The organism is Phenylobacterium sp. (assembly GCF_030681155.1).
In the GTDB taxonomy this organism is placed as follows: Bacteria; Pseudomonadota; Alphaproteobacteria; order Caulobacterales; family Caulobacteraceae; genus Phenylobacterium.
Map to the genome: position 1 here is coordinate 124163 of NZ_JAUXXE010000021.1, position 23617 is coordinate 147779.

The 23617-nt window shown below is 65.2% G+C and carries 25 protein-coding genes and 1 tRNA gene; 12 read left to right on the forward strand and 14 right to left on the reverse strand.

The genetic code is table 11. The features are described 5' to 3' along the window. The first annotated feature begins 35 nt into the window (after nt 1–35). The 3 genes from Q8M13_RS04850 (at nt 36) to Q8M13_RS04860 (ending at nt 2684) form a co-directional block, all read left to right on the forward strand. Nucleotides 36–473, forward strand: coding sequence for a hypothetical protein (locus tag Q8M13_RS04850; RefSeq protein WP_305298564.1), 438 nt, complete (start codon nt 36–38; stop codon nt 471–473). 239 nt (nt 474–712) lie between these two features. Continuing rightward, nucleotides 713–1165, forward strand: coding sequence for a hypothetical protein (locus Q8M13_RS04855; protein WP_305298565.1), 453 nt, complete (start codon nt 713–715; stop codon nt 1163–1165). A gap of 79 nt (nt 1166–1244) precedes the next feature. After that, nucleotides 1245–2684 carry an IS1182 family transposase gene (locus Q8M13_RS04860; RefSeq protein WP_305298566.1) on the forward strand — a complete coding sequence of 480 codons (1440 nt, stop codon included), beginning with the start codon at nt 1245–1247 and terminating at the stop codon, nt 2682–2684. 77 nt (nt 2685–2761) lie between these two features. On the opposite strand, the gene Q8M13_RS04865 is transcribed toward Q8M13_RS04860, so the two are convergent. Further along, nucleotides 2762–3112 (reverse strand): hypothetical protein, encoded by a 351-nt coding sequence (locus Q8M13_RS04865; protein WP_305298568.1) that lies wholly within the window; start codon nt 3110–3112, stop codon nt 2762–2764. 413 nt (nt 3113–3525) lie between these two features. Between Q8M13_RS04865 and Q8M13_RS04870 the strand changes: the two genes are divergently transcribed. Both Q8M13_RS04870 and Q8M13_RS04875 read left to right on the forward strand, forming a co-directional pair. Continuing rightward, entirely contained in the window at nt 3526–4065 is a 540-nt protein-coding gene (locus tag Q8M13_RS04870; RefSeq protein ID WP_305298569.1) for a hypothetical protein, read from the forward strand. A 327-nt stretch (nt 4066–4392) separates the two neighbouring features. Continuing rightward, nucleotides 4393–5292 carry a tyrosine-type recombinase/integrase gene (locus tag Q8M13_RS04875; protein WP_305298570.1) on the forward strand — a complete coding sequence of 300 codons (900 nt, stop codon included), beginning with the start codon at nt 4393–4395 and terminating at the stop codon, nt 5290–5292. 65 nt (nt 5293–5357) lie between these two features. On the opposite strand, the gene Q8M13_RS04880 is transcribed toward Q8M13_RS04875, so the two are convergent. Further along, nucleotides 5358–5434 (reverse strand) — tRNA-Arg (locus tag Q8M13_RS04880). A gap of 62 nt (nt 5435–5496) precedes the next feature. Here Q8M13_RS04880 and dctA point away from each other — a divergent pair. The 4 genes from dctA to Q8M13_RS04900 all read left to right on the forward strand — a co-directional run bounded on the left by dctA (nt 5497) and on the right by Q8M13_RS04900 (nt 9304). Continuing rightward, a complete protein-coding gene (gene dctA, locus Q8M13_RS04885) occupies nt 5497–6804 on the forward strand; it encodes a C4-dicarboxylate transporter DctA (protein WP_305298572.1) in 1308 nt (435 codons plus the stop codon). 96 nt (nt 6805–6900) lie between these two features. After that, nucleotides 6901–8061: a sensor histidine kinase gene (locus tag Q8M13_RS04890; RefSeq protein WP_305298573.1), complete on the forward strand. Its 1161-nt coding sequence runs from the start codon at nt 6901–6903 to the stop codon at nt 8059–8061. Beyond that, nucleotides 8058–8420, forward strand: a complete 363-nt coding sequence (locus Q8M13_RS04895; RefSeq protein ID WP_305298574.1) for a response regulator — start codon at nt 8058–8060, stop codon at nt 8418–8420. The genes Q8M13_RS04890 and Q8M13_RS04895 overlap by 4 nt, the downstream gene beginning before the upstream one ends. A 50-nt stretch (nt 8421–8470) precedes the next feature. Further along, nucleotides 8471–9304 (forward strand): CAP domain-containing protein, encoded by an 834-nt coding sequence (locus Q8M13_RS04900; RefSeq protein ID WP_305298575.1) that lies wholly within the window; start codon nt 8471–8473, stop codon nt 9302–9304. A 62-nt stretch (nt 9305–9366) separates the two neighbouring features. Here the strand turns inward: Q8M13_RS04900 and Q8M13_RS04905 are convergent, their stop codons facing one another. From Q8M13_RS04905 to Q8M13_RS04925, 5 genes are all read right to left on the reverse strand, one after another. Then, a complete protein-coding gene (locus Q8M13_RS04905) occupies nt 9367–9876 on the reverse strand; it encodes a CarD family transcriptional regulator (protein WP_305298576.1) in 510 nt (169 codons plus the stop codon). 281 nt (nt 9877–10157) lie between these two features. After that, nucleotides 10158–10499, reverse strand: a complete 342-nt coding sequence (fdxA, locus tag Q8M13_RS04910; protein WP_305298578.1) for a ferredoxin FdxA — start codon at nt 10497–10499, stop codon at nt 10158–10160. A gap of 113 nt (nt 10500–10612) precedes the next feature. Continuing rightward, entirely contained in the window at nt 10613–12976 is a 2364-nt protein-coding gene (locus Q8M13_RS04915) for a penicillin acylase family protein (RefSeq protein ID WP_305298605.1), read from the reverse strand. A 51-nt stretch (nt 12977–13027) separates the two neighbouring features. Further along, on the reverse strand, nt 13028–13483 hold the full coding sequence (locus Q8M13_RS04920) for an SRPBCC family protein (protein ID WP_305298580.1): 456 nt from the start codon (nt 13481–13483) through the stop codon (nt 13028–13030). A gap of 98 nt (nt 13484–13581) precedes the next feature. Next, the gene (locus Q8M13_RS04925; protein ID WP_305298581.1) at nt 13582–14352 is read right to left on the reverse strand and encodes a pseudouridine synthase; all 771 of its coding nucleotides are present in this window, start codon (nt 14350–14352) and stop codon (nt 13582–13584) included. A gap of 72 nt (nt 14353–14424) precedes the next feature. Between Q8M13_RS04925 and Q8M13_RS04930 the strand changes: the two genes are divergently transcribed. Further along, nucleotides 14425–14766: a helix-turn-helix transcriptional regulator gene (locus Q8M13_RS04930; protein ID WP_305298582.1), complete on the forward strand. Its 342-nt coding sequence runs from the start codon at nt 14425–14427 to the stop codon at nt 14764–14766. A gap of 34 nt (nt 14767–14800) precedes the next feature. Here Q8M13_RS04930 and Q8M13_RS04935 read toward each other — a convergent pair whose 3' ends face one another. The 6 genes from Q8M13_RS04935 to Q8M13_RS04960 are packed head-to-tail and all read right to left on the reverse strand — an operon-like array spanning nt 14801 to nt 21326. After that, nucleotides 14801–15082 (reverse strand): RNA-binding S4 domain-containing protein, encoded by a 282-nt coding sequence (locus Q8M13_RS04935; protein WP_305298583.1) that lies wholly within the window; start codon nt 15080–15082, stop codon nt 14801–14803. Beyond that, the gene (locus tag Q8M13_RS04940) at nt 15079–17616 is read right to left on the reverse strand and encodes a helicase-related protein (protein ID WP_305298585.1); all 2538 of its coding nucleotides are present in this window, start codon (nt 17614–17616) and stop codon (nt 15079–15081) included. The genes Q8M13_RS04935 and Q8M13_RS04940 overlap by 4 nt, the downstream gene beginning before the upstream one ends. A 53-nt stretch (nt 17617–17669) precedes the next feature. Beyond that, complete coding sequence (locus tag Q8M13_RS04945; RefSeq protein WP_305298586.1) at nt 17670–18800, reverse strand: ABC transporter permease; 1131 nt, start codon at nt 18798–18800, stop codon at nt 17670–17672. After that, the gene (locus tag Q8M13_RS04950; RefSeq protein WP_305298587.1) at nt 18797–19714 is read right to left on the reverse strand and encodes an ABC transporter ATP-binding protein; all 918 of its coding nucleotides are present in this window, start codon (nt 19712–19714) and stop codon (nt 18797–18799) included. The genes Q8M13_RS04945 and Q8M13_RS04950 overlap by 4 nt, the downstream gene beginning before the upstream one ends. Further along, nucleotides 19711–20685, reverse strand: coding sequence for an HlyD family secretion protein (locus Q8M13_RS04955; RefSeq protein WP_305298589.1), 975 nt, complete (start codon nt 20683–20685; stop codon nt 19711–19713). The genes Q8M13_RS04950 and Q8M13_RS04955 overlap by 4 nt, the downstream gene beginning before the upstream one ends. Continuing rightward, nucleotides 20682–21326 carry a TetR/AcrR family transcriptional regulator gene (locus Q8M13_RS04960; RefSeq protein ID WP_305298590.1) on the reverse strand — a complete coding sequence of 215 codons (645 nt, stop codon included), beginning with the start codon at nt 21324–21326 and terminating at the stop codon, nt 20682–20684. The genes Q8M13_RS04955 and Q8M13_RS04960 overlap by 4 nt, the downstream gene beginning before the upstream one ends. 248 nt (nt 21327–21574) lie before the next feature. Between Q8M13_RS04960 and Q8M13_RS04965 the strand changes: the two genes are divergently transcribed. Both Q8M13_RS04965 and rpmB read left to right on the forward strand, forming a co-directional pair. Continuing rightward, entirely contained in the window at nt 21575–22144 is a 570-nt protein-coding gene (locus Q8M13_RS04965) for an OmpA family protein (protein ID WP_305298592.1), read from the forward strand. A 356-nt stretch (nt 22145–22500) separates the two neighbouring features. After that, the gene (gene rpmB / locus Q8M13_RS04970) at nt 22501–22803 is read left to right on the forward strand and encodes a 50S ribosomal protein L28 (protein WP_305298593.1); all 303 of its coding nucleotides are present in this window, start codon (nt 22501–22503) and stop codon (nt 22801–22803) included. 62 nt (nt 22804–22865) lie between these two features. On the opposite strand, the gene Q8M13_RS04975 is transcribed toward rpmB, so the two are convergent. Then, nucleotides 22866–23609: a dienelactone hydrolase family protein gene (locus Q8M13_RS04975; protein WP_305298594.1), complete on the reverse strand. Its 744-nt coding sequence runs from the start codon at nt 23607–23609 to the stop codon at nt 22866–22868. Nucleotides 23610–23617: the final 8 nt, after the last annotated feature.

A 23617-nucleotide genomic window follows, 5' to 3' on the forward strand; every position in this document is an offset into this window, starting at 1 on the left:
TAGACGAGGTTAGTTAGTCGGGGCGGGCAAATGCCATGAGCGAAAAAAGGGTCAGTGGGGCGGTTGCGCGTGAGCGCTTTTCCGCGGCTTTTGCAGATCGCCCGCGCCGCAGCTTAGCCGCCGAGGTGCGAGCGCAGCTGCCAGAAATCGAGAAGCGTCTCGCCGATGGCTATGGCTATGACGCGGTCGTCGCCGCCTTTGCGGAGATTGGAATCAAGACGGATGTGGCGACGCTTCACACCTACGTCTATCGCGCGCGACGCGGGCGCAAGGCTCGCGCGGCCCCCATCGCTCCCCCCAACGTTATAGCCGCTATCGGCGACAAGACGGCGGCCCCCGCGCCCGTTGAGCCGACGCGGGAGGTCGAGAGTCAGCCGCCCTCGTTTGAGGATGCAATGGATCCGAAAAAGCGCGCGGAGCGAGCGAACAAGTACCTGCAACACAAGCCTTTGATCCGCCCAAAGCGGCAATAGGCCCCATTGAGGCCAGGCTACCGCGCAGAAAGCACAAGTTTATCCCGTTGCATCATGTGAGCGCAGTTCGTCCAATGCGCGTACTCGTTGCCACGAGCGGACCTAAATCGGTGATGCACTAGCTTGTGCTAAGTCGGGGCCTCAGACGGCAGACTGCCGTCAGTCCTCGCTATCTTCGGCCGGAGGATTCAAATTTGGCAATTTTTCGGACGTCGACGGCTTTGCAGTTGGAGCGCGCTATGTCGTCGGACACAGCGCGCGCCTCCGCGCCCCGTGTGATTGCGGCGGACTACAACGAAATCCGGGATCGGCTAAGGCTCGAGTTCGACCGCGGCTTTGCAGTCGCCATGTCGTTAAGAGCGTGGGCCGGCTTCGAGCACGCGACTTCCGACGATCTGGGTGAGATTCAGGTTCTGGGGCCCGATGACACCATCTACTTCGGCCGCATCCACCAGTCTCTTTCGGCCGTGACTTTGTTGGCCGATCTGACGGGCCACCTCGGGTTATCGGGAACGCATCCGCATGATCAGCCGCCGTTGAGGGTGCAAGGCGGCTACTTGAGTCGGGTCAAACGGAGAACCACCTCCACCCCCTCCGAAGGGCGGCAGCAGCTTTCAACCCCCGAGAGGCTAACCTACCTACGTCGCATTCCTTCGATGGCTGCCGCCAAGGTCCACTTCCTGCCAAGATGACCATGACCGCTTTCGACCGAGGCTGTGTAAAAACGCGAAGCACCGTAGACTCCTGATGCAGCAGCGTTGGGGGGGTTGGATGTCCCGTTTCGTTGAAGGTGAAGACCGCCGACAGCCGGCGTTGCTTCCAAGTTGCCTTGACGACTACGTGAGCGAGGACAACCCGGCGCGGGTGATCGACGCCTTCGTGGACGAGCTCGATCTTGGCGACCTGGGCTTTGCGGTGTCGCCGGCGGCGACAGGTCGGCCCTCCTACAATCCGGCGACGCTGCTAAGGCTCTACGTCTACGGCTACCTGAACCGCGTGCCGTCGAGCCGGCGGCTGGAGCGGGAGGCCGGGCGCAACGTTGAGGTGATGTGGCTGACGGGGAAACTCGCGCCGGACCACAAGACCATCGCCAACTTCCGCAGGGATCACGGCTCGGCGATCCAGGCGGCATGCGCGCACTTCGTGGTGCTGTGCCGCCAGATCGGGCTCTTCACCCAGGCGCTGGCGGCGGTGGACGGCAGCAAGTTCAAGGCGGTCAACACCCGCGACAAGAACTTCACCGCCACGAAGCTGAAGAAGCGGATGGAGCAGGTGGCCGAGCACATCGCCGGCTACCTAGCTGACCTCGACACCGCCGACCGCCAGGAGGGCGAGGCCGCCGAGGCGCGGGCCGGGAAGCTGAAGGACAAGATCGCCACGCTGCGCGCGCAGATGCAGGCGCTGAAGGCGATGGAGACGCAGGTCGCTGCGTCACCCGACGGCCAGGTCTCGCTGACCGACCCGGACGCGCGGTCCATGGCCACCAGCGGCCGGGGCAGCGGGATCGTCGGCTACAACGTCCAGTCCGTCGTCGAGGCCGAGCACCACCTGATCGTCGCCCACGACGTGGTCATGACCGGCAGCGACCGCCAGCAGCTCGCGGCCATGAGCCAGAAGGCTCAAGCCGCGATGGGCGTGGACGGCCTCGAGATGCTGGCCGACCGCGGCTACTTCTCCGGCGAAGAGATCGTCGCCTGCGAGGCCATCGGCGTGAGGCCCTACGTCCCCAAGCCGCTGACCTCCAACGCCAAGGCCGAGGGGCGCTTCGGCAAGCAGGACTTTACCTACGTGGCCGAGCAGGACGTCTATCGCTGCCCGGCCGGCGCGCTTCTCCCCCATCACATGACGACCGTGGAGCGAGGCCTGACGCTGCACCGCTACTGGGACCGCGCGAGCTGCCAGTCCTGCGCCCTAAAACCCCAGTGCACGCCCAGCCTCGAGCGGCGCGTCACCCGCTGGGAGCACGAGGCGGTGATCGAGGCCATGCAGCGGCGGATGGACCTGGCGCCACAAAGCCCGATGAAGCTCAGGCGCAGGATCGTCGAACACCCCTTCGGCACGATCAAAGCCTGGATGGGCCACACCCACTTCCTGATGAAGCGCCTGAAGAACGTGAAGACCGAGATCAGCCTCCACATCCTGGCCTACAATCTCAAGCGGGTGATGCAGATCCTCGGGACGGCGCCGCTCATCGCCGCAATCCGGGCCTGAGGGCGACCCCGCGTCTCCCGCCGCGCCGACCCGCGCGCCAATCACGTCGGCAGCGAGTTTTTACACAGCCTCGACCCTTAGCGGACGCTGCTCAAAGGCCGCCCGACGCCATTCGCTTCGAGATGAGCGCGCAAGGCGGTTGCCGTCTCGACGATGTGGCTCCAGCTCGCATCCCCCAGGGCCGCCGCGCCGATGTTCTGGAGTTGCTCGCCTAGCCGGTCCAACAGCGGCTCCTCATTCGGGAACAGCCAGCTCCCCGCGCCTTGGCGCGGGTCATCGTGGATTTCCATATCAACGAGCAGGACGTGGCGGGCCACCGCGAGGCGGCTTTCGGTGAGCCGATGATGAGTGAGCACCAGCAACGCGAGATAGAGCCAACGACGGTCGGGTTCCAGCCAAGCAAGCGGATTTACGGGTAGCTTTGCCATGCGGCCAAGTTGCCCTGTGATTGGTCCGCAAACTACCCATCTGAGACCATCGCGGGGTCCGCTTCTCTCCGAAGTCGCCAATGTCCGCTTCCCGGCCTCGCTCAATCCAAAGCACAGCACAAGCGAGGAAAGCCCCGGACAATCCGCTCGCCCGCGGCCCGGGGACTTAGGCCTGCCTTTGAGCCTATGATCGCCCGTTGATCCGACCGGAATTGTCTTGTGTGTAGCCCGCTTTAGGCCTTGCTGTTCTCCACGTAATTCTCCACATTAGGCGAATGGCTAAGCTCAATGACCTAATTCGCGCGACAAGCTCTGCGACTGGAGAATCCGAGGCGCACATAAAGGTACTTGCTCGCTCACTGCGCGAGGTCGGGATGATTGCGACGTTCGGGAGGGGGCGACACGCGGCAGAAATGCACGCGCAAGACGGCGCGTTCCTCCTGCTCGGTTTGCTGACCTACGGCGAGGTCATGCGGGCTCACGTGCAAGTCGAGGAACTGGTCCGGTGTGAGTTTCAACGGGCGGAGTTGGCTCGTGAGGGGCGTACCGAGGCGATTGGGCGGTTTGATATCGCCAAGCATTTTCCGGAAGTCTTGTCCTCAAAGGAACCGCTTCAGTTGATTTCGGGATTGGTTGCGCGGCTCTCCGGGGAAGACGAACTCTTGGAATGCCGTGCTCCTCCGGAGGGCGGAGGCGCGCTAGGTGCATTGGCTCGCCCCACTGCTTTGACGCTCTCCACGACGCGTTCAAAGTACGTTCGAGAATTGCGACTTAGAATATCGATCGAAGAGGGCGGAGTGCTGGTCCTCACCTACGAAATCGACCTCGGTCGCACATATCCCGATCGGGCCCTTAGCGGCACCAGGGACGTCGTGGTGTCGGTTCGGCTAGGCCCAGAGTGCGCCCAGGCGATCGCCGACTGCCTAGTGGGCAAGGTGTCAAATGACCACTGACGTGGCGCGAGGACGCAATGCCCCATTCCGTCAGGCAGACGTTACGCGGGCACTAAAGGCGGTGCGGAGCGCCGGCGAACAGGTATCGCAAATCGTGATCGCTCCATCGGGTGAGATCCGGGTCGAGCTCTCGGTGCCGGCGCGAGCCGCAGTGGGGCGTCGTCATAACGATTTTGATCGTGAGTTCGGATGATGAAGCGGCGACCGCCCCACGTCAGCATGTACCGTGATCGCCACGGGAAGATGCGTTGGCGGTTTCGCAAGCGTGGGATGAACGAGGCTCAAACTACACTGCCGTTCGGGTCAGAGGCTTGGCGGGAGTGGTACTTGGCGGCGCTTGCAGGTGAGCGACGTCAGATCGGTATTGAACGGTCTGGTCCCGGCACGTTTACGGCGCTGATCGCGGCCTACTATGAATCCGCAGACTGGAAGATTTTACGGTCGCCAACCCAAACGGCCTATCGGGGCGAAATAGAACGGTTTCGCGCCAAACATGGCGATAAGCGTGTGGTGGATCTTGAGGCGCATCACATTCTGAGCATGCGCGACCGCATGAGCGGTCCTGCGGCTGGCAACAATTTGCTTAGGGTGCTGCGACGGCTGATGGTCTTTGCGGTCGCGCGGCGTTGGCGTCCCGACGATCCCACGAAGGATATCAAGCGCCTAAACTATCGCTCGGACGGCTTTCATACTTGGACTGAGGTCGAGATCGCCCAGTTCGAAGCTAGGTGGCGTCTTGGCACCAAAGAGCGTCTTGCGTTTGATCTCCTGCTCTACACCGGACAGCGCAGCGCGGACGTTCGGCAGATGTCCGCCGGTCAAGTTGGGGAGTCATTCATCTCGGTTCGCCAGTCTAAGACGAATGAGCAGCTTGAGCTTCCCATCCATTCCGCGCTTGCTGCCTCTCTCGCCGCCGGCCGCGGCGAGCATCTGCTGTTGCTGCCCACTCAGTATGGCAAGGGGTTCACGGCCAAGGGCTTCGGTAATTGGTTTTCCGACGCCGCGCGGAAAGCTGGGCTCGCGGATTGCAGCGCCCATGGACTGCGAAAATCAGCAGCGCGTCGCCTGGCTGAAGCTGGGGCCACGGCGCACCAGATCATGGCTATCACCGGGCATCGGTCGCTCAAGGAAGTAGAGCGCTATACCCGTGCGGCTGATCAGAAGACCAACGCGCAGGCGGCGATGGCCAAAGTCGATGGACCAAAAGTGGAACGCAAAACTGTCTAACCGAGCTGTTTGGTTAGACAAATATGGATTTAAATCATTGAAAAAAGATAGTTTTTCTCAGTCCATGGCGGCCCGGGAGGGACTCGAACCCCCGACCTTCGCTTTAGGAAAGCGCTGCTCTATCCTGCTGAGCTACCGGGCCGACCGGTGGGGGTGATAGCGCAATGCCATCCAGGTTGGAATGGCTGCGATCGGGGATAGTGGATGGCGTTCTTTCGTATTTTCCGCCTGCTGTATGTGCAGGTGCTGGTCGGCATCGCCTTGGGGATCGCCGTCGGCGCGATCTGGCCTGAGGTCGGGGTGGCGCTGAAGCCGCTTGGCGACGGCTTCATCAAGCTGATCAAGATGTCCATCGCCCCGGTGATCTTCTGCACCATCGTCTCGGGCATCGCCCGGATGAGCGACATTAAGGCGTTCGGCCGGCTGGGCGCCAAGACGTTGTTGTATTTCGAAGTCGTCTCAACCTTCGCCCTGGTGCTGGGCCTGGTGGTCGGCAATCTGGTCAAGCCGGGGGCGGGCTTCAACATCGACCCGGCGACTCTCGATCCGACGATCGCCGCCGGCTACGTCGAGAAGGCGGCGCATGGCGAGAGCTTGACCGCCTACGTGCTCGGTCTGATCCCCGAAGCGTTTCTCGGGGCCTTCGCCGACGGTAACCTGTTGCAGGTGCTGCTGATCGCCATCCTCACAGGGTTCGCCTGCGCGCGGCTCGGCCCGTTTGGCGACAAGGTCGCCGGGGTGCTGGAGGATGTCTCAAAGGTCTTCTTCTCGATCATCCAGATCGTCGTGAAGCTGGCCCCGATCGGCGCGTTCGGCGCCATGGGCTTCACCATCGGCAAGTATGGCCTGGCCGCCTTGCTCAAGCTGGGGGCACTGGTCGCCACCTTCTATGCGACCTCGCTGTTGTTCGTGCTGATCGTCCTTGGCCTCATCGCCCTGGTCGCCGGCTTCTCGATCTTCAAGTTCCTGGCCTATATCCGCGAGGAGTTGCTGATCGTGCTCGGCACCTCCTCATCGGAATCGGTGCTGCCGCAGATCATGGAGAAAATGCAGCGGCTGGGCGCGGGCAAGACCACCACGGGTCTGGTCATCCCCACCGGCTATTCGTTCAATCTGGACGGCACCAACATCTACATGACCCTGGCGACCCTGTTCCTCGCCCAGGCCACCAATATCGACCTGACCCTAACCCAGGAGCTGACCTTGCTCGGGGTGGCGATGTTGACCTCCAAGGGGGCGAGCGGGGTCACCGGGGCGGGGTTCATCACGCTTGCCGCCACCCTGGCCGTGGTGCCCGACATCCCCATCGCCTCGCTTGCCCTGCTGGTCGGGGTGGACCGGTTCATGAGCGAGTGCCGGGCGTTGACCAATCTGGTCGGAAATGGCGTGGCCACCATCGTCATCGCCCGTTGGGAGGGCGACCTCGACCGCGAGAAGCTGGCCTATGAGCTCAACAAGGGGCCGGACGCGGTGGGCGCGCCGGTCCATCCAACCGTCACTGAGACGGACTGAGCGCTGAGACGCCCCCGTGATCTATGGTAAACAACTGCAGATTGACTTGCGCGACTTATCGCGTCTGAGGCAAGGTTTCGCGCAAGGGCTAGTATCTTGGTTCTGAAGGACCACGCCATGTTGAAGGCGGCCAATCGGGACATTGATGAGGCGGGACGCTCGCGCGATCCCCTGATCACCCTCGTCGAACTGATCGAGGACCTCTCCTCCGCGCGAACGGTGGAGCAGATCGCCGATGTGGTTCGCTCGGCCGCGCGGCGCATCACCGGTGCTGACGGCGTCGCCTTCATCCTACGCGACGGGGACAATTGCTTCTATCTGGACGAAGACGCCATCGGCCCCCTGTGGAAGGGGCGCCGGTTTCCGATGAGCGCCTGCATCTCCGGCTGGGCGATGCTGAACCGGCAGGTGGCGGTAATCCCGGACATCTATCAGGACGACAGGATCCCGCACGACGCCTACCGCCCGACCTTTGTCAAAAGCCTGGTGATGACCCCGGTCCGGCCGAACGATCCGATCGCGGCTATCGGCGCCTATTGGGCGCAGGCGCGCCGACCAACCGCCGACGAGGTGCGAAAGCTCGAGATCATGGCGCGCGCGACCGCCACCGCGCTCGACAGCGCACAGGTCTACGCCTCGCTTTCCGAGGCCTTGGAGCGGCGGAAATTCCTGCTGCGCGAGCTGGACCATCGCTGCAAGAACACCCTGGCGGCCGTCCAGTCGATCGCCGACCAGACGCTGCGGCGGGCGCCGTCGCCTGCGCATTTCGTGGAGGCGTTCAGCGGCCGCATCTGCGCCTTGGGCCGCGCCCATGAACTGTTGACGCGGGGCGCGTGGGGGAACGCGAAGCTGTCGGAGGTGATCGGCCAGGCCTTGACCCCGTTCTGTGGGGCTCCGGGACTGACGATCGCGGTTTCGGGGCCGGACATCGCCCTCACCCCGGAGACCGCCGTGGCCATGCATCTTACGGTCCACGAGTTGGCGGTGAACGCCACCAAGTACGGCGCGCTGAGCGTCGCCGGGGGGCGGCTCGACGTTGCGTGGAGTGTTGATCACGTCGAGCGGACGATGGACTTCCGCTGGGTGGAGCGCGGCGGCCCGCCGGTGACGACGCCGACCAGCCGCGGCTTCGGTTCGCGTCTGATCGAGCATGGCGTGGGCAAGGAATTGGGCGGACGCTCGGAAATGCTGTTCGATCCTGAGGGGCTGCAGTTCCACATGCGGGCGCCGCTGTCGGCGCGGATTTCGCTGGCATGAGCCTGTTGCGGATTATCCTGGTTGAGGACGAGCCTCTCGTCGCGATGATGATGGAAGATATGCTGGCCGACCTCGGCTGCGAGGTCGCCGCTTCGTTCGGCGCCCTGGGCGCGGCGCTGTCATGGCTGGCTGAGCAGCAGACCCCGCCCGACGGCGCGGTGCTGGACGTCAATCTGGGGGGCGGGGAGACGGTGTTCCCCCTGGCGACGGCGCTGCGGGCGCGTGGCGTGCCCTTCGTCTTCGCCACCGGCTATGGCGCGCTGCCAAGCGACTGTTTTCCTGACGCTCCATTAATCCATAAGCCTGTAGATCAGCGTCAGCTCTTGCCGGTGGTCCAGGCGTTCGCCACCGCCGCGTGAGAGCTCGACGGGCGTGATTGATCGGCAGTCACGGCCCAACGGGATGCTGGATGCTGACGGCGGGACCTTCCCTGATCGCGAGCGGCGTTGCGCGCCGCAGCCTGCTCGCCGGGATCGGAAGTCTCGTGGCGTTGCCGGCCATCGCATCGCCGCCGGGGATTGGGCCTGAGGCCTGGGTTGCCTACGAGGCGCGCCTGCGGGCGCGGCTGGTCGATGCGGGCGGTGGACGCTTCGACGCTTTAGCCGAGCGGCGGCTTCTCGACCTGACCAATGCCGCCAGGGTGTCAAATGGCGCAGGAGCCTGTGGCTGGAGCGACGAACTGGCCCTGACCGCTCGGGCTCATGCCGCCGACCTGGCTGATCGGGGCTACGTCGAGCATCTAACGCCGGAAGGCTTTGATCCGACCCATCGGATCGGCGTTCTGGCGCGGCGGATGATCGGCTCGGCCAGCGAGAACATCGCCTATCGTCAGGCCTCGTCGCCGGCCTCGGCGCAAGAGTTGATGGGCATATGGCGCGGGAGCGAGCGTCACTGGGTGAACCTGCTGGCGCCGGCCCATGATCACGTCGGGTTCGGCGTCGCCATCCGTGGGGACCGCACCTACTGCGTCGGCCTCTACGCCCATCCGGATGGAGAATTGGCTGCGCCGCTGCCGTTCAAAATCAATACGGTCGCCGCCCTCTCGAACGTCCTCGATCGAGGTTCGCCGCACATTGAGAGCTTTTCCTTCACCGATCCGCTGGACGAGGCGGCGAGGCTCGCGGTCGGCCAGGATGCGGCGGCCACGGGACTGACCCCCGGCGTCTATCAGGTGCGGCCCAGGATGCGGGTGGACGCGCGGCGCTACCAGATCCTCTGGGGGCCGATCTTCGTCCGCGTGTAGCGACAACGAAAAACGCCCGACCTTGCGACCGGGCGTCTTGAAGTCGATCTTTGTCGCAACCCTTAGGCGGCGACGGCCTTGATCAGGCTCTTGTTCAGGATGCCGATGGCGGCGTCGCGGTCGATGCGCTCGATGGCGGCGACTTCACGGGCCATGCGATCCAGGGCCGATTCGTAGAGCTGGCGCTCCGAATAGGACTGTTCCGGTTGGTTCTCGGCGCGGTGCAGGTCGCGCACGACTTCAGCGATCGAGATCAGGTCGCCGGAGTTGATCTTGGCTTCGTATTCCTGGGCGCGACGCGACCACATGGTGCGCTTCACGCGAGCGCGGCCCTTCAGGGTGGTCAGCGCTTGGCTGACGACATTGCCTTCGGCCAGCGACCGCAGGCCCGCGCCGCGGGCTTTCGCTGTCGGAACGCGAAGGGTCATCTTCTCATGGTCGAAGGTAATGACGTAAACTTCGAGGGAATAGCCGGCGACTTCCTGGGTTTCGATCCCCTGTACCTGGCCCACGCCATGAGCCGGATAGACGACGTGGTCGCCAACGGAGAATTCCAGACCGCTCTTGCTCATTCGCTCAAGTCCTTTCAACGCGTCCCAACCCGTTAAGAGGTGTTAATCACTTTCCAACAGCGCAAAAGGCACCCATCCGCAAAACTGCGCGGCGGCTTACCCCTGTTGGAACGGAATTGACCTCTAGGACACCCTTCGCCTTGTGAAGGCGTACACTGGCCGGGGACGGCTCTTCTGCAGAAACGACGGGGCAAGCGTGCTCGCTATCACCACGTCAAGGGTGACATTAGCATAAAAATCAGCCGAAAGAAAGGCTTGCCCCGGGCGTGACCTGGGGAACCTTAGGAGCCGCGACCGGGCTTCTCGCTGAAGTACTTCTCGAACTTGCCTTCTTCGCGCTCGAACTCTTCGCGATCAGCAGGTGGTTCGCCCTTCACCGTGATGTTGGGCCAGACCTTGGCGTAGTCCGTGTTGATCTTCAACCACTTGGAGTCAGCGTCGTCTTCTGTGTCGGGCTTGATGGCGTCGACAGGGCACTCAGGTTCGCAGACGCCGCAATCGATGCATTCGTCCGGATTGATCACCAGGAAGTTCTCGCCTTCGTAGAAGCAGTCGACGGGACACACCTCCACGCAGTCCATGAACTTACATTTGATGCAGGGATCCATGACGATATAGGTCATCGCGGAATTAGGCTCCGGCCACTCTGATAGGGCGGCGGTTTTTCCGGCGCTGGCCCCGCAATGTCAATGCCGCCAGACCGCAGGATATCTGGAAGCCTCGATAGAGCGCCGGCTCAGGGGGCTGGCCGCAGCTTCACCACACGCTCTGTCGCCGCTTCCACCGCCTGCCGCGAATAGCTCAACGGCACGTATTCTCCGTTGGCCCACTTCGGGAATAGGTCGCGATAGTGCGCGCTACCTGGGGCGCCGGACTGGCCCGGCGTGTTGATGGCGAGGCTGTTGTCCCAGGCGCCGACGTCCAGGATCATGCGGAACGAGGCGCCGGCGATGACGCGATAATCTTCGGCGCGCCAGGTGGCGGCGAGGGGGGAAAGCATGGTGCCGGCCATCGGCAGCGTCCCGCTGGACATCGCTGGGCGATCGGCGACGGGCGCGAGTGGGGTCAAGGAGTGGTCGAAACGCGCCTGGTGCAGCTTGCCCCAGGCCCAGGTGGTTGGTTCGGGGCCAAGTTTCGCGGCGACCTCTTCATAGGCGGCTAGCAGGCTGGACGTCAGGATCTGGTCGCGGGCGTCGGTGGGGTTGGCGCCGAGGCTGGCGTCGGGGTGCTCCAGCAGTAGCATCACTGCGGCCAGGTCGCCATTGCCAACGGTGGCGCGGGCGGCCTGGGGCACGGCGCGGGCGACCGTTGCCTTCCCCAGGTGCTTCGCGGTCCAGACCTCGTAGAGAGCCGCGCCGGGGCTGTCGCTGGCGGTCCTGTGGTCCCAGTCGCGCAAGAGCTTCAGCGCGGCGGCGAGCTTGGCGTCGTTGGTCTTGATCGGCGCCAGCAGGGTCAGCATCCGCCGTGAGGTGATGTTGTAGGGATCGGTTTGCAGCGCCGCGGCGTCAGCGAGGGTCAGCTTATTGTTGGCCGCCAACACCTCGGCGATCCGCTGCATGCGCGCCGGGTTCGACCATTCGAACCCGACCTTGCGTTCGGCATAAGGGAAGTCGGCGGGCAGGTTCATCTGGTTGGCCGAAGCGAACCAGCCGGAGGCCGGATTGTGGGCGCTGGGCAGTTCGTCGAGCTTCAGGAACCCCTTCCATTCGTAGCGCCCGTCGCCCGGAACCGGCAGCAGGCCATCCCAGTTCTGACGGCGCGGAACCTTGCCGGCCGCGACCCAGCCGATGTCGCCCTTGGTGTCGGCATAGACCTGGTTTTCCGACGGCGCGCCCCAGTCAGCCAGGGCGCCCTTGAAGCCGTCCCAGGTCTTGGCGGTCATGTAGCCCATCGAGCCGAAATAGGCCGAGGTCCCAGGCTCGGCCCAGACGCTGCGCACGGCGAAGGCGCGGGCCTTGGCGGCATCGGCATAGATCACGGGCCCGTGCCGGGTGAAGTGCAGCTCGACCTTACGCGGGGCTTGGCCCTTGACCTCAATGGTCTCGGTCACGCTGTCCATCTGCGCCCAGCCGCCGGCATAGCGGTAGTTCAGGGGCGATTTCGGATCGGTCTCGTAGACATAGAGGTCCTCCTGGTCGGCCGGGAAGATCGTCAGGCCGAAGGCGACGGTCCCGTTGTGGCCGATGGAGACGCCGGGCAGGGCCGGCTCGCCGGCGCCGATCACCGAGAAGCCTGGCGCTTCCATGTGAACGATGTAGCGCAGCGACGGCGCGCTATGCTCGCGGTGCGGGTCATTGGCCAGGATGGGGCGGCCGGTGGCGGTGCGGCTGGCGGCGACGGTCCAGTTGTTGGAGCCGATCGCGTCGGGCGGGATTTCAAGCATGGCGGTCTTGGCCGCCGGCCCGGAGAACTTCACTCCGCTAGTGGCGAGCTGGTAGTCGCCGAGCACGTTGGCCGGAATGTCGCAGGGATCGAGGCCCTCGGGAATCTTGGTCTTCCAGGCAGGTTCGATATGGCGATAGAGCTTGGCAGCCTCGAGACCGGCGGCGCAGGCGATCTGGGCGCGGCCGACTTCGTTCGGCACGTTGCGGGTCAGGCCGTGGCTGCGGATGCGCACCACGTCGTCGGGCGTCCAGAGGTCGGGCGTCGAGCCTGCCAGCTTGAATTCCGGGGGCAGGGGCTGCTTGCCGGCGCGGATCTCGGCCACATAGGCGTTCACACCAGCGACAAAGGCCTCGGTGTTGTCCTTGGCGCCGGCGCCGTAGGCGGCCCATTCGCGCTCCATGTCGCCGCGGTAGAGGAACAGTCGCGCGGCCCGGTCTTGGGCCACATAGGCCGGGCCGAAATCCTTGGCGAGCAGGCCTAGGCCCCGCTTGCGCCACAGGTCGATCTGCCAAAGCCGGTCGCTGGCGACGTTGTAGCCCTGTAGGAAGAAGGCGTCGCGCACGTCGCCGGCATAGATGTGGGCGATGCCCCAGCGATCAACCCGGATCTCGGCCGGCTTTTGCAAGCCGTCCAGCGTCCGCGTCTCTTCGGGCGGGGCGGCCAGGGCCGAGGTGGAGACGAGGGCGGCGAGCAGGGCGGAGGCGACCGTTTTCATGGTGGCCAAGCTAGGCCGCTGAACGCCGGCCGACAATCGTCCGTGCTCGACCTATCTCGCCAGATAGGCGGCCAGGCTGTTCAGCAGTTCCTTGGTGCCGTGCTCTCGGAACTCCGGCTTGTCGTGGCCATCGAAATAGGCCCCTTGCTCGGTATAGATCAGGCGCGTGCCGTCGCCATCGGCCTTGAACTCCACGGTCGCGACGGAGATCGAGATCCGCGTTTCGTCCATATCCATCGTGTAGTTGAAGGCGATGCGTCGATCGGGGACGATCTCCTGATAGAGGGCGTCGTAGGTGTAGATCGCGCCGCCGTCCGGGCCGCCCTTGTTCAATTCCCGCCCACCAATTCGGAAATCAAGCTGGTAGCCCGGGTCGGGCTTGGCCGTGTTGCCGAACCACTGCGCCTTTGCCTCCGGCGACGTCCACGCCGCGAACACCTGTCCCGGCTCGGCGGCGTAGGTCCGATCGATGACGAAGGTGGCGTGGCTCACGGAACGTTCGGTCATCGGGTGTCTCCTTATTTATGAAGCGATCACTTAAGTATCAAGGTGTGAGAAATTAGTCAAGGGAACGCTTCAGCATTGCGGTGACTTCCGGGGGGCCTTTAGGCCACCGAGGCCTTCAGGAGGGCGGCGCGCTCCTCGGGCGTCAGGTGACGCCAATGCCCTTCGGGCAGGTCGCCGATCTGCAGGGGCCCGACGCGCACACGCATCAGATCGACGACGCGCAAGTCCACCGCCTCGGCCATGCGCCGGATCTGGCGGTTGCGGCCTTCCTTCAGGATGATGTTGAGCTTCTGGTCGTGGATCTGGCGCACCTTGGCAGGGCGCAGTTTGCGGCCGTCGAGCTCCAGCCCGTTGCGCAGCAGGTCCAGTTTCCGGGGGGTGATGACCCCGGTCAGCAGCACCATGTACTCCTTGTCGATGTTCGACTCCGGCCCGATCAGCGCCTTGGCTAGGACGCCGTCTTCCGACAGCACCAGCAGGCCGCGCGAGTCCCGGTCCAGCCTGCCGAGCGGCGCCAGGTTGTTGCCGGGGCCGGGGACCGCGCCGCCTTGATCCCACTGGGCCTGCGCGGTCAGCAGGCTGGCCGCCTCGACCTGATCGTCCTGCGGCAGGGAAGAGACGATGCCGATCGGCTTGTGGAACACCACGCTCAACATTGTGTCCAGGATCGCCTGGGCGCTGTCGTTGAGGACCAAGGTCTGGCCGTTCTCGATCTTGCGCCCGGCGTCGTCGACCCGCTGGCCGTCGATGAAGACCAGACCCTTGCCGATCAGGGCTTCAGCCTCGCGTCGCGAGCAGACGCCGCTCTGCGCCAGCCATTTGTTCACGCGCTGCGGTTCAGGTTCGTTGTAGGTGCGGGTCCAGGCCATGGCCCTGCATACGGCCCGCGCCGACGCTCGCCAAGCACTTGCCGGCCGGCGAACATGATGATAGTTTAGTTTATGCTAAACAATAGTCAAAAACTCGATCTCCTGTTCCACGCCCTCTCCGATCCCGGCCGGCGGGGAATGGTCGAGACGCTGAGCCAAGGACCTGCGTCGGTGAGCGAGCTCGCCGCCCCGCTGGACATGACGCTGTCGGCGGTGGTCCAGCACCTGGCGGTGCTAGAAGCCAGCGGCATCGTGCGGTCGGAAAAGCAGGGCCGGGTGCGAACCTGCCGCATCGAGCCCGAGGCCCTGAGCCTGGTCGAGCTGTGGGTCAACGCGCGGCGGACGAGTTGGGAGCGCAAGCTGGACGGACTGGGCGAGTTCCTGGCCGCGAAGCCCGACGGGAGCAAGTCATGATCCCCGCAAGCGCGGTGCAAATCTCGCTAAGCGATCAGCCGGCTTCCAGCGTCGAATAGAGCTCGCGCGCCTCGGCCGGGGGGCCGCGCCGCTCACCCAGGTTCTCGACCGCAACGGCGATCAAGCGCCCGCCGACCGCGAACACCAGGCGGTCGCCGACCTTTACGGGGCGGGCGCACTTGTCGATCCGGGTTTCCGATCCGCCGCGGGTGAGGCGGACCTTGCCCTCGTCCAGATATTTTGCTGCCAGCGACCGGGTCTTGAAGAACCGCGCACGCCACATCCAGACGTCGGCCCGGCAAGCATCGTCGCTCATGCGCGCACGGCCTTGGCCTTGCGGCGGCGGCGCGGGCGACGCGCGGCTGTGGCCGGCTGTTCCTTCAGGGCCGCCAGGGCGGCGAACGGCGAGTTGGGGGCGGGCGCGCTCACGGCGTGCGGCTTAGGCTTTTCGCTGCGGCGACGCCAGACCAGCGGTTCGCCCTGCTTGGGTTTCGTCGTTGGCGCGAAGTTGAGGGCGCGCAGGATGTCGTTGACCTCGTTGGCGGTCCAGCCAAGCTCCTCGCGCGCTTGCTCGGATAGCTGGCCTTGCTTGGGCGCGGCGCGCAGCAGGGCGTCCAGGCGCTCCAGCGCCTCGACCGGCACGGCGTGGCGGCCTACTGCGCGTAGGCCAAAGGCGGCCAGGGTCGGCGCTGGGGGCGGCGGGTCCGGAAGTCGGCTGACGCTATCGGTCGCGGGGCGCCAATCGCGGCCGGCGAACCCTTGAACGAAGGCCAGCGCCTGGGGCTTCAGCAGGGCCGGAAGATAGAGGCTGAAAGCGCCCAGCCGGACGCCTAGCGCCTTCAGGCCGCGCCGTTCGACTTGGCTCAAGCTCTTGGCCTCGGCCCGGACCAGGTCGCGGTCGAGGATCCCGCCTGCTTCGATCAGCCGGTAGGCGAGGCCGCGCGCCAAGCCCTTGACCTTGCCGCTGGAGAGGGCCGCTTCAAGACGGCGCAGGACGCCCAGTCGTTTGACGGCCTCGGCGGCGAGAAAGGCTTCCAGTCGCCGCGCCGCGCGCTCGCGAGCCGGCGGCGGACCAAGTTCGCCATAGAGCCGGACCTTGGGTGAAAATGGCGTACCGCCGGCGACCGCGCCGGCCGCCTCGCCGCGCCAGTGCACCACGCCGTCTGGCGTAAAGGAAAAGGCGTCATCGGGCTCGGCGGCCAGCTTGCCCAGCCGCTTGGAGATTTCGGGTCCGACCGCGGCGACCGCGGCCGCGCGCAGCGCCTTTTCCTCTAGCACAGAGGAGCCTTGGGCCGGCTCGAAGCTGACGCCGAGCAGCTTGCCGACATACTGGCCTTCGACCGTAACCGATCCGTCGCCGGCGACGCCCGCCAGCATCTCGCTGCGCACATTCAGCGCTCGCATCAGGGCGCTGGTCCGGCGGTCGACAAACCGGGCCATCAGCTTTTCGTGCAGGGTGTCGGACAGCCGATCTTCCAGCAGGCGCGTTCGGCCTTGCCAGCCGCCGGCGTCGGCCAGCCAGTCAGGCCGGTTGGCGACATAGGCCAGGGTGCGCACGCCGGCGAGGCGGGCAGCCAGGGTGTCGATCTCCCCGTCGGTGCGGTCGAGATGACGGTACTGACCGGCGATCCAGTCCTCGGGAACCTTGCGGTTGCGGCTGGTCAGCCAGCCAAAGAATTCCCGGACCAGGCGGATGTGTTCCTCGCCGGAGGTCTTGCGGAAGTCTGGCGTCTGGCAGACGTCCCACAGCTTGATCAGAGCCTGTCGGTCGCGCATGCAGCGGTCGATGACTTCCGGCTCGCCGGATACCGCGCGCAGGGTCTTTTCGTCCAACGCCTCCGCCGAGAGCTTCAGCCCCTGCCGCGACGGCGGCGCGGCGAGCGAGCGCACCAGGTTCGGTAGCGAGGTGAAGTCGAGCTTGGCGTTGCGCCATTCGGCGGCGGCGATGGCGTCGAAACGGTGTTCCTCAACCGCCTCGATCAGGTCGGCATCCATGTCCTCGCACTCGCCGGTGACGCCGAATGTCCCGTCGCGGGTGAAGCGCCCGGCGCGGCCGGCGATCTGGCCGACCTCCTGGGGATGCAGGAAACGCGTGCGCTTGCCGTCGAACTTTCGCAGGCCGGCGAAGGCCACATGGTCGACATCCATGTTCAGGCCCATGCCGATGGCGTCGGTCGCGACCAGGAAGTCGACCTCGCCTGACTGGTACAGCGAAACCTGGTCGTTGCGGGTGCGGGGGCTTAGCGAACCCATGACCACGGCCGCGCCGCCGCGCTGGCGGCGGATCAGTTCGGCGATGGCGTAGACCAGGTCCGCCGAGCAGGCGACCACGGCCGAGCGCCGAGGCAGGCGGGTCAGCTTCTTGGGGCCGGAATAGGTCAGCCGCGACAGGCGCTCGCGGGTGACGATCTCGGCGTCGGGCAGCAGCCGGCGGATGAGCGGCGCCATGGTCCCGGCGCCCATCAGCATGGTCTCAAACTTGCCCCGGGCGTGCAGCAGCCGGTGAGTGAAGACGTGGCCGCGTTCAGGGTCGGCGCAAAGCTGAATCTCATCGACCGCGAGGAACTCGACCTCGCGGCTCAGCGGCATGGCCTCGACCGTGCAGACAAAATACTGGGCGCGGGCCGGGACGATCTTCTCTTCGCCGGTGATCAAGGCGACGGACGACGGCCCTCGAAGCTTGACGATGCGGTCGTATATTTCCCGTGCCAGCAACCGCAGCGGCAGGCCGATCATGCCGCTCGCATGGCCCAGCATCCGCTCGACGGCGAGATGGGTCTTGCCGGTATTGGTCGGGCCGAGCACCGCCACCAGTCTCGGCGGCCCCACACCCGAGGAACGAGCACTCATGCAAGGAAAATGGGGCGGGAATCGCCTCGCGGCAAGCGGGGCTGATGCGATGGCTAATCGAGTGTGCGGCGATAGCGTGCCATGGCCAGGGCGGTGACGACGCAGACGAAGGCGACCAGGGCCAGCAGTTCGCGCCACATATCCTCAAGGCCTTGGCCCTTCAGCAGGGCGCCGCGGACCACGCGCAGGAAGTGAGTGACTGGCACGACCTCGCCCAACGCCTGGGCCCAGGCGGGCATGCCGCGAAATGGAAACATGAAGCCCGAGAGCAGTATGGAGGGCAGGATATAGAAGACGCTCATCTGCATCGCCTGCAGCTGGGTCTTTGCCACTGTGGACATCAGGAAGCCCAGCGCCAGCGAGCCGACGATGAACAGGGCCACGCCTAGTGACAGCCCCAGCCAACCGCCCTGCATCGGCACGTCGAACAGCACGCGCGCCAGCACCAGGATGATCGCCGTCTGGATCAGCCCGACCGCGACATAGGGCGCGAGCTTGCCGACCATCACCTCAATGGGCTCGACCGGTGTGGCGAGCAGGCTCTCCATGGTCCCGCGCTCGGCTTCGCGCGTGACCGATAGCGCCGTCATCATCACCAACGTCATCGACAGGATGACGCCCAGCAGACCGGGGACGATGTTGTAGGCGGTGATCGCTTCGGGATTGTAGCGCCGGTGTACGACCACCTCGAACAACGGCTCGGCGGTTGGCCGGGCAAGGGCGCCCTTTAAGTCTGCCCCGAGGGCTTGGGTCGGCAGGGCCGCCAGGGCCGCGACCGCTGCGCCCGTGGCCGACGGGTCGGTGGCGTCCACCTCCACCAGCATTTGCGCTTGGTCGCCGCGCACCACTCGCCGCGTGAAGTCGCCGGGAATGGTGACGGCGAACTGCACCTCGCCGCGCCGGATCATGTCGTCCAGTTCGGCCGGCGTTCGGGCCTGGGCCACCAGGTCGAAATAGGCGCTGTTCCTCAGGGCCGAGGTGATGGAGCGGGCAAAGACCGTGTCTTCCTGCACCAGCAGGGCGGTCGGCAGGTGGCGCGGCTCCGAATTGATCGCATAGCCGAACAGCAAGAGCTGCAAGACCGGGAGAGCCAGCATCATGGCGTAGGTCAGCCGGTCGCGGGTGAGCTGCTTGAACTCCTTAATCATCACGGCCAGGACGCGGGTCGCCGAAAAGCCGCTCATCGGAAATTGTCCTGCGAGGTCTCCATCAGCCGGATGAACACGTCTTCCAGGCTGGGCTCGACCTCGGCCCAGCAATAGGGCTCGCGCCGGTAGGGGGCGATAGCCGCCTCGAGTGCGGCGCGGTTCGTGCCTGAGACGTGCAGCGATTGGCCGAACGCCGCGGCCATGTCGACGCCGGGCAGTTTGCTGATCTCGCTGGACAGCCGGTCGATGCCGGGGCCTTCGCCATTGAAGGTGACCAGCTTGGTGTCGGCGATGACCTGCTGCGCCGTGCCCCGCGCGATGAGCCGGCCATAGCTGATGTACGCGATCTCATGGCAGCGCTCGGCCTCATCCATGTAGTGAGTAGAGACCAGAACGGTCAGACCCTCGGCCGCCAGGGCGTGGATCTCGTCCCAGAAGGTGCGCCGCGCCTTTGGATCGACGCCGGCGGTGGGTTCGTCCAGCAGCAGCAGGCGGGGCTCGTGCAGGGTGGCGGTGGCCAGGGCCAGCCGCTGCTTCCAACCGCCCGAGAGCGAACCGGCCAGTTGCGCCCGGCGCTCGATCAGCCCCAGGCGCTCCAGCGCCTGATCGACCCGATCCTTGCGCCGGTCCAGACTGTGGACGCGGGCGGAGAACTGCAGGTTCTCTTCAATGGTGAGGTCCTCGTATAGCGAGAACTTCTGGGTCATGTAGCCGGCCCGCCGCTTGATGGCGCCGGCCTGCGTGATGATGTCGAGCCCAAGGCACGAGCCTTCGCCGCTGTCGGGGGTCAGCAGGCCGCAGAGCATCCGCAAGGTGGTGGTCTTGCCCGAGCCGTTAGGGCCCAGGAACCCGCAGATCTTGCCTTCCTCGACCTGCAGCGAGACGTTCTGAACGACATGCTTGTCGCCGAAGCTCTTGTTCAACCCGCGGACGTCGATGGCGAGGGTCACCGGACCGGCCCGATCGGCTCGACATCGACCGGCTGGCCCGGGTTCAGCAGGACCGAGGGCCTAGCCTCGACGAGATAGACCAGACGGTCGCGGGCCTCTCGGCTGTAGATCACCGGCGGGGTGAATTCGGGACGGGGACTGATGTAGGTGACCTTCGCCGTCATCCCGGCCTGGCATCCGTCGCAGCTGAACCTGACCACGGCGCCCGGCCGGTAGGCGTTGATCTGCCGCTCGGGCACGAAGAACCGCAGCTTGATCTTGTCGTTTGGCAGCAGCGCCACGACCGCTTGGTTCGCCGTCGCCCACTCGCCGTTCTGGAAGAAGACGTCCTCGACCCTGCCGGCGGTCGGGGCCACCGGCGTGCCGTCGGATAGCCGCGCATTGGCCGCGACCAAGGCGGCGTTTGTTTGCTGGACCCGGCTGTCGGCGGCGCGAATTTGATCTTCGCGGTCGCCGAGCGCGGCCGCCTCCCGCTGGCGCTTGGCGGCTTTCACCTGAGCCTGGGCTGCGTCATAGGTCGATTGTGCGTCGTCGAGCCGAGCCTTGGCGAAGATGCCTTTCTCTACCAGAGGGCGGACCCGGCGTAGATTGGCGGAGGCGTCACGGGCGGTGGCTTCGGCGGCCGCGACATTGGCGTCGAAGATCGCCAGCTCGACGGGGCGTTGTCCTTGGCGTGCGTCGGAGGCCTGAGCCTTGGCCGCGCTCACCTCGGCGCCGGCCTGGTCGCGTTGAGCCTCCAGCTGGACCGGATCGACGATGAAGAGGCGCTGGCCCGCCTTCACCTGATTGCCGCGCTGGACCAGCACCTTGTCGATCCGGCCGGCGATTGGGGTCGCCAGATAGAGCGCCTCACCCTCGACATAGCCGGTGAGAATCGGTGTTCGCGATAAGCGCGGCACGAACCAGAGCACTGCGACCGCCGTCAGTGCGGCCAACAGCAAGCCGACCACCAAAAGGCGTTGTGGCTTCATGCCGCAGCTCCAGCTTGGCTCAAGACCCCGCGCAGCCACAGTTCCACGTGCTGCTCGGCCAGGGACGCGATGTCGATGGGCTCGGCCCCGACGGGTGTGAAGGTCTCACGCCAGATGACGCCGACCAGCATCGGCGCGACTAGCGATATCGCGTAGAGGCGAGGGTCGCCTGCCCGTAGTTCGCCTCGGGCCTGGGCCGCCGCGATCGCGCCGGTCATGGCGCTCAGCGCCGGCTGCACCAGCTTGTCATGCCAGGCCTGGGCCAACTCGGGGAAGTTTCGCGATTCCCCGATCACCATCTTCACGATCCCGCCGATGGAGGTCGTGGCGATCACGCTCGGCAGGGCTTTCACCAAGCCACGCAATAGGTTGGCGAAATCGTCGGTTGGCTCGGCGAGACCGGCGCGGACGATGTCTAGGTTGGGAGCTACTCCCTGCTCGACGACCGCGCGGAAGATGTCCTGCTTGGTGGGGAAGTAGAGATAGAGGGCGCCTTTCGAGACACCCGCTCGGGCTGCGATGTCCTCAAGCCGTGCCGCTGCGAACCCCTTTTCCGCGAAAATCTCCAGAGCGGCCGCGACGATTTCGTCGGGGCGATCAGCCTTGCGGCGCTGGAACTTCGGCGGGCGCGGAGAGGACATCGGAGATGACCCTAATAACTGACCGGCTGGTTATTAGTGTCTGCAAAACGCGCAAGAAGCCAATAGGTTTCAAGGGAAAATGCATAAATCTATACGGTGAAGCTTGGTCGTTTCCCCGCCAAAAGCGCGCCACTAAACTGCCGTTTTGCCCGACGAAGCCTGAAACTGAACTGCGTGGAAGCCCTGCGACTGTGGGGTCAGAGCGCGGATCCATTTGTTGAATTTTGACGACGGGAGAGGTCGCGAAAATGATTGGTACGAAAACTCGGGGGATTTTGTTGAGCGCGTTGGCCCTGGGGGCGCTCGGCCTCGGGGGCTGCGCCACCAAGAAATATGTCAACGAGCAGGTGGGTGTGGTCGACACCAGGGTCTCGGCTCATGAAACCAAGCTGGGCGAGCTCGACCAGACCTCGCGCGAGGCCCTGGAGCGGGCGACCGCGGCGGGCAAGCTGGCCGAAGGCAAGTTCATGTACTCGGTCGTCATGTCCGACGACGCCCTGAAGTTCCCGATCGGCAAGGCGAGCTTGTCGCCCGAGGGCCAGGAGCGCCTGACCGCGGTGGCTGAACGCCTGAAGGGCGAGAACAAGAACGTTTATGTGGAAATCCAGGGGCACACCGACGCCACCGGCTCGCCGCTGGGCAATGAGCGCCTGGGCGCCGAGCGGGCGGAATCTGTCCGTCGCTTCCTGAACAAGCAGGGCGTGGCGTTGAACCGCATGGCGACCATCTCCTACGGCGAAGATGAGCCGGTCGCCGCCAACAACACCCGCGACGGCCGGATGGCCAATCGCCGCGTGGTGCTGGTGGTGCTTTCCTAAGCGCTAGGGAATCGCAAAGCCCCGCGGCGGCGCCGTGGGGCTTTTGTGCGCGTTCAGCGAACCGCGTTTGAGATTAACGGGGTGGTAGGCGTTTCGAGAACATGGGCGAAACGAATCATGACCGAATCAGCGACTCCGCTCGATTCAGTGTTTGTTCCCTACAATCTATTGTATCTCAAAGGCTTCGGAGCACAATTCAGTTCCGGTCGCGCTCGGCGCCTCCCGAGCACTTTCTCATCCCACGGCGGCATGAATAGCGCCGCCGCCTTGACGCCGGACCGGGCTTTCGACTATATCGCCCGCTCTCTCACGGGTTCTGCCCGTGGCACATCCATTTCTCGCGTAGGTCAGAAGCCATGTCGCGTCGTTGCGAACTCACCGGTGTCGGTCCCATGGTCGGCCACAACGTTAGCCACTCGAACATCAAGACCAAGCGCCGGTTCCTTCCGGCCCTGTCGCCAGCCACGCTCCAATCGGACGCGCTGGGCCAGACCTTCCGCCTGCGCATCAGCAACGCGGCTCTGCGTACACTCGACTTCCGCGGCGGCCTGGACGTGTTCCTGGTCGGCGCCCGCGACGAGCAACTCTCGCCGCGCGCCCTGAAGATCAAGCGCCAGCTGAAGGCCAAGCTCGCGACGCAAGCCGCCGCGGCCGCCTAAGCGCAGCTACAGAACTTCGGAAAAGGCCGGTGGAAACACCGGCCTTTTTCTTTGCGCGAAACCTAGCTCAGGGTCTGCGCGAACAGCGCGGTCATCTCCCGCCAGTGGCGCTCGGACGCCTCGCGGTCATAGGCGGCCATATCAGGCGGGGCGTAGCCGTGCTTGGCGCCGCGATAGATGACCACCTCGGCGTCCAGCCTGGCGTCCTGGAGCGCCTTCCCAAGCCGTTCAGCCTGGGCCTCGTCGAAGCTGCGATCCTCATCAGCGCCCGCCACCAGGACCTTTGCCTTGATCTTCGGCGCCAGCAGGTGTGGGCTGGTCTCGGCGTCGGTGGCCAGATTGCCGCCGTGGAACGAGGCGCTGGCCACGATTCGCTCCGGGAAGGTCCCGGCGGCGCGCAGCGCCATGCCCCCGCCCATGCAGTAACCGGTCACGCCGACTTTGTGGCCTCGCACCTCGGGCTGGGCCGACAGGAAATCGAGGAAGGCGGCGGTGTCCCGCATCGACTTTTCCGGATCGGTGGAGGCCATCAGCGGCCCGAAGACCTCACGGCGCTGGGCGTCGTCGCGAATAGATTTCAGGTCGATGGGCTCATAGGGGCCAATCCGCCAGAACATGTCGGGCAGCAGCACGTAGTAGCCATACCCCGCCAGCCGCTCGGCCATTTCAAACAGGGCGGGCCGGATGGCCGGGGCGTCCATGTAGAAAATGACCGCGGGCCAGGGACCCTCGCCCTCGTCTGGCTTGAAGATGAAGGCACGGGCTGCGCCGTCTGGCGTAGGGATCTCGACCTGGGTCTGGCTCATCGGCGTCG